The organism is Aminobacter sp. P4_H6_2 (genome assembly GCF_056400805.1).
Map to the genome: position 1 here is coordinate 1 of NZ_JBFUKO010000432.1, position 4,666 is coordinate 4,666.

The window sequence follows — 4,666 nt, forward strand, 5'->3', positions numbered from 1 at the left end:
TGATAGCATTGATTCTTTCCAGCTTGGCGGCGATGCCTTTGTTGACAATCTGGTCCGCTACCGCCGGAATGACCTCAGGAAGCGGCCTTGCAGCGGCATTGACGTCGCGCTGCGGCGCGAGCAGTGCGCTTGCATGCTGGCCGGCTTCCTTTTGCAACGCGTTCGCCGCAGACGCCACGAAGGCTATATCTGCGTCCAGAAACTGTTCGTGGTTGGTCAGGCTGAAAAGTCGGTTGCGAACGTCCGCGAGCTTATCCAGCGCTGCTAGTGGATGTTCTTTGACGTTGGTGTCACTTGCCAGGCCGTCCGTAGCTCCAATGACGAATTGGGACAGCTGGGCGAAACGAAGAAGTTCATTGAGTGCCTGCTTGGTGCACTCACGATCCGTTTCAGCACAGTTGATGATTATGCCCTCGGGCTGGTCGGTTTCCAGATTCTTCGTACCGTCATAGTAGGCGAGCAGCCAGGCAAATAGGCCCCATCCAACGAGGGCCTGCAGCACTAAGACCGCGCCAAGATAGTATGGCCAAACGGGACGCTTCTTGGCCTTCGCCTCAATGTCGCCGACAGTTGAATAAGTGAATGACTGGCCACGAAGGGTCCGAACCAAATTGGCAACGCTCATCTCACTCGCTGAGGGTCGTCTACCGACATACTTGGAAAATATGTAAGCAAGAAGCAGCTCGCGCAGCCCCTTTGCAACAGCCGGCGTTAACCAAATTGCGAGCGCCACGACAACTGTCAGAAGTGAGCATGCAGCCGCGAGGCCGATCGACACGCTGGACATGTTCGTCGGGGAGCCTATCAATCCAAGTAGCGCACGACCTCGGAAACCGATAAGTGCTGTCACACCGAACAGCGTTACTGTGGCGACTCCCGTAACGATGGCTGTCCGAGTGCTGTTGACACCGCGAACAACAAGCGTCTCAACACGTGTGCCCAGATCGCTCACAGTGTCCCCTCTTTCATTTAATGAATGCATAGTATTCGTTGCAGTACAAGTCTTCTCTGCAGCCCTGGGTGGCACGGCCTGGGAGATCTTCAGCTCCCGGCAGATTGCCTTGATCGAAATTCCTGCACCAGCGACAGCCGGCGCATCTTTTTCGATCACCTCCACAACCAACATCCAAAACGCAAATGCCTCCGATCAACCGGAGGCATCTTGATGACCTCATCGTTAAAGGGCCCCGTTTGGACGAAAATCACCCCCAAATAGAGTTCTCATTCCACTGGGAGCATCAAGTCCAGCAAATGATCCTGCGAACCTTCTTGGCATGCCGCAAGAAGAGCCAACTGGCAACAAGGGAGCGGAGGGAGATCCGCAGCCGACAACTTCTGGTCAGTAGAGAGCGTAGAACCCCTGCCTCAATGCTACTGGCTGACGTGGTGGGCGCGTATTCTCCTCGGTGGCACAGGTCTAATAATTAGCGAGTTTCCATCCCCATGCGCCACGTTGCCGATGATAGCCTGGTGAACCCGACGATGGACCAGATGCTTTGCAGCAAGCGCGCGTCTATAGCCGGCCTTGCGGCCCGACAGGCCCGCTTTTCACTCGACAGCCTGAACGCCCTGCTTTGCAAGCTTCGCCAGGGTGGCGCGTGAGCAGCCGGTGGCGGCGATGATCGTCGCCCAGGTCTTGCCCTCGCCCAGCATGGCGAGGATTGCTGCATTGCGCTTTTCGTTGGCCGGCCGGCCGCGATAGCGGCCTTCCACTCTGGCCTTGGCGATGCCCTGCGCCTGGCGGCGGCGGCGATCGGTGTAGTCCTTGCGCGCGATTGCAGCCAGCATGTCGAGCATCATACCGTTGATCGCGTCGGCCATGCGCTCGGTGAACTCATCGCCGTTGCCGATCATCTGCCAGGATGTTGGCAGGTCCAGCGCGACGACGCGAATGCGCTTCGCCTTGAGATCGGCGCGCAGGGTGTCCCAATCGGCCGCACCCAGGCGTGAGAGGCGGTCCACCTGTTCGATCAACAGCAGATCGCCAGGCTGCGCGTCCGACAGCAGCCGCGCGAGTTCAGGCCGCGCTAGCGAAGCGCCGCTTTCGTTCTCGGCGTAGAAAGCTGCAATCTTGAGGCCTTTCGCCTTGGCGAAGTCGACCAGCTCGGTCCTGGCTCGGTTGGCGTCCTGATCACTTGTGGAAGCGCGAAGGTAAGCACGGACGAACATGCTGAACCCCTGATTCAGTTCATTTAAGGTGGTTCATATATATTTGGTCTTTTTTAAGTGGTCAATTCGCTTTATTGAACCGGCCAATCAATAGGTTCACTTAGGTATACCCAATATGAACCGAACAGTTCTCATTGTCAGAGTTGGGACTTGAGGTTAGCGAAGCTCGCGTAGGCGAAAGGCGTTCGCGACGAGCCATGGACTCTTTGAATGGGGATCGACAGGGTGCCGCGCCAGATAAGGTCTGCTCATCGCGGCATAGCGGGTGGAGTCGGCCGCATGGTCTTCCCCATGGGTGTCGACGTCCTCAATGTTGTGCGGATCATGCTGGAGCATTGGCAAGGTTCGAATTATGGCCTTGCAGTGGTCCATGAACACGATCATCGGATGACCGTCAGTATTGCCTTTCAACCGCGCACGGACCTCGGTCCAGCCCCCCATGCGTTTGTCGTGACTAGTCCGTTGATTGTCCGCTTTTTTGAATATTGCGCCGTTGCGCAGCAACGTTTCGGCGATGGATGGGCCGGAGATGACCGACCAGCAGGCCGGATCGGCGATGCCGTAGGCGATGTGTTCGCGCAGCCTGCCGTGGGTCTCGCGCTCAACAATGCCCTTGGCGACTTCGTCCGCTGTGAGTTTGAGACCGACATTCGGTTTCGATGCGCCATACCACTCGCGGTAGCAGATGAGCGCGCCTCGTGGGATTATGCGACCGTCATGCTGGTGAGTGTCTTCCTGGCATACCGCCCACCAGTGGACGGCGAACGGCGCTGCCGAGCCCCAGTCCATGCTGCGGAACTTGATCCAACCACTAGGGATCGGAAACGGCGGAATGACATGGCGGGCACTTGAGAATTCTGGAAAATAGCTGCCTTCGACAACATCCCAGTCGCCCTCCAGCCAAGCGCGAACCCTCTCTGGCGAACCGACGGCTTTTAGTCGATCGACGTAATGCGGGTCAGCCGCAAGCAAAGCCGGATTGTCGGTAACCTTCGCCGGGATGAAGACGCGCGTCACGCCGGTCTCGTGGTCAAGTACAACGTTGTACGGTCCATTGTCGACGAACATTTCCTTGACCGCATTGTGTGAAGGTCCGCCGGGGTTACAGGTGATCTTCATCTGTCCCCGGACCCCTTTTGCCGAACGTAGTGTCGCCAAGAGAGCCAGGATGGGATCGAGGCTCTGCAATTGCGTCGCCTCATCGAAATAAACGCGTGTCAGGCTCCAGCCCTGATAGGCCTGTGCGTCTCGCTCGTTTTCAAGGTAGGCGCAAAAAAGCTTGGCACCGTTCTCGAAGCGAAAAACGTTGCCCTTTTCCATATAGCGGGCGGCATTCCCATACATGCGAGAGGCGAGGTCGACAAAATCCTTCAGGTCTTCTCGGGTCTTCCGCAGCATCAGACCCTTGGCGTCGGCGCCGTAACGTTCGGCATGCAGCCAGAAATCGAGCGCCATGGCCCAGCTCTTGCCACCGCCCCTGGCGCCTCCGTAGCAAACGATGTCGACGCCAGTGCACTCAACGAAGGCTGTCTGCGGCCCCTTCTGAGGTTTGATCACCTCGACCCGCTGACTGGGACTCATGGCTGGTGCTCAATGACGGTCCCGCCGTATTTCTGGGACCAGTCGGCGAGAGACATTTCGGTTGGGGCGTTGGGATCAGCGGCAGGCTTGCGTACGACTTCCGCTCGCAATTCCTGCCGGTCGACGATGAGGCCGTAGAGCCTTGCCTTGCCCATCGAAGCCGCGACACACGCAGCCGCTTGCCGGTTAGCAAAGGCCAATTTGTAGGCGGCGTCGAGTTCTGCGGCGACCGTTTCGGCCGTAACCGCAGCCTTATGCGCGGCATCCACTTGCAACTCTCTCAAGCGCTTAGCTACCTTAGCGTTCCTGAGCAGCCTCGAAGCATTGACCTCCGCGGCGTTGTTCCGGGCRTCATAGCCGGCTTGCTCGTAGGCGCGCGAAGCCGGCACCCCCTCGACGAGGCACCTGCAGAAGGCTTCTTGTCTGGCGTTGAGCAGCATTGTGGTATTTTAATACCACAATTCGATAAATGAGCCAATGCGGCCGGTCAATGTTTATGAAGTATGTTTTGACTCGTGATACTGGAGTCGGTTGAGGCGCTGCACGGACCGGACAAATCCATTTGTCTGCATTGCGCCCCATTGTCGGCCATAGAGACCATTGTTTCCTTTCTCCGAAAGCAGCCATCGCATCAAGGCGACGTAGCCGCTCGTATGCTAGGAGTATTGATGGTCCAGACGTTGGACGCAATTACAGAAGCGCTTCAATCCATTGCTTGTCGCGGTGAGTGCCAATTGCCGAACGAAAAAAGCGCGAATACTCTTGGTCCTGATCTAGGTATCGCCTGACATGGGCCGCTACGTCTGCGGGAGGCGCATCGCCTGCCATCTTGACGAGCAAAGACAAGCCTTGCCAAACTTTCTTCCGATCTTCCGGCACATTCCAATCGTTGAAACCCAGTTGCTCGATCGTGTAT

5 protein-coding genes are annotated in these 4,666 nt (G+C 57.4%); all 5 read right to left on the bottom strand.

The window, feature by feature from the left end; all coding sequences use genetic code 11:
* Positions 1-1,117 (bottom strand): hypothetical protein (locus tag AC1DUU_RS23610; protein WP_476785813.1); only part of this gene is annotated, 1,117 nt, incomplete at its 3' end.
* A gap of 431 nt (positions 1,118-1,548) precedes the next feature.
* Entirely contained in the window at positions 1,549-2,169 is a 621-nt protein-coding gene (locus AC1DUU_RS23615; RefSeq protein WP_476785814.1) for a recombinase family protein, read from the bottom strand.
* 156 nt (positions 2,170-2,325) lie between these two features.
* The gene (locus AC1DUU_RS23620) at positions 2,326-3,750 is read right to left on the bottom strand and encodes a terminase large subunit domain-containing protein (protein ID WP_476785815.1); all 1,425 of its coding nucleotides are present in this window, start codon (positions 3,748-3,750) and stop codon (positions 2,326-2,328) included.
* Complete coding sequence (locus tag AC1DUU_RS23625) at positions 3,747-4,190, bottom strand: terminase small subunit (RefSeq protein WP_476785816.1); 444 nt, start codon at positions 4,188-4,190, stop codon at positions 3,747-3,749. The genes AC1DUU_RS23620 and AC1DUU_RS23625 overlap by 4 nt, the downstream gene beginning before the upstream one ends.
* A gap of 250 nt (positions 4,191-4,440) precedes the next feature.
* Positions 4,441-4,666: hypothetical protein (locus AC1DUU_RS23630; RefSeq protein ID WP_476785817.1), on the bottom strand; the 226-nt coding region annotated here is incomplete at its 5' end.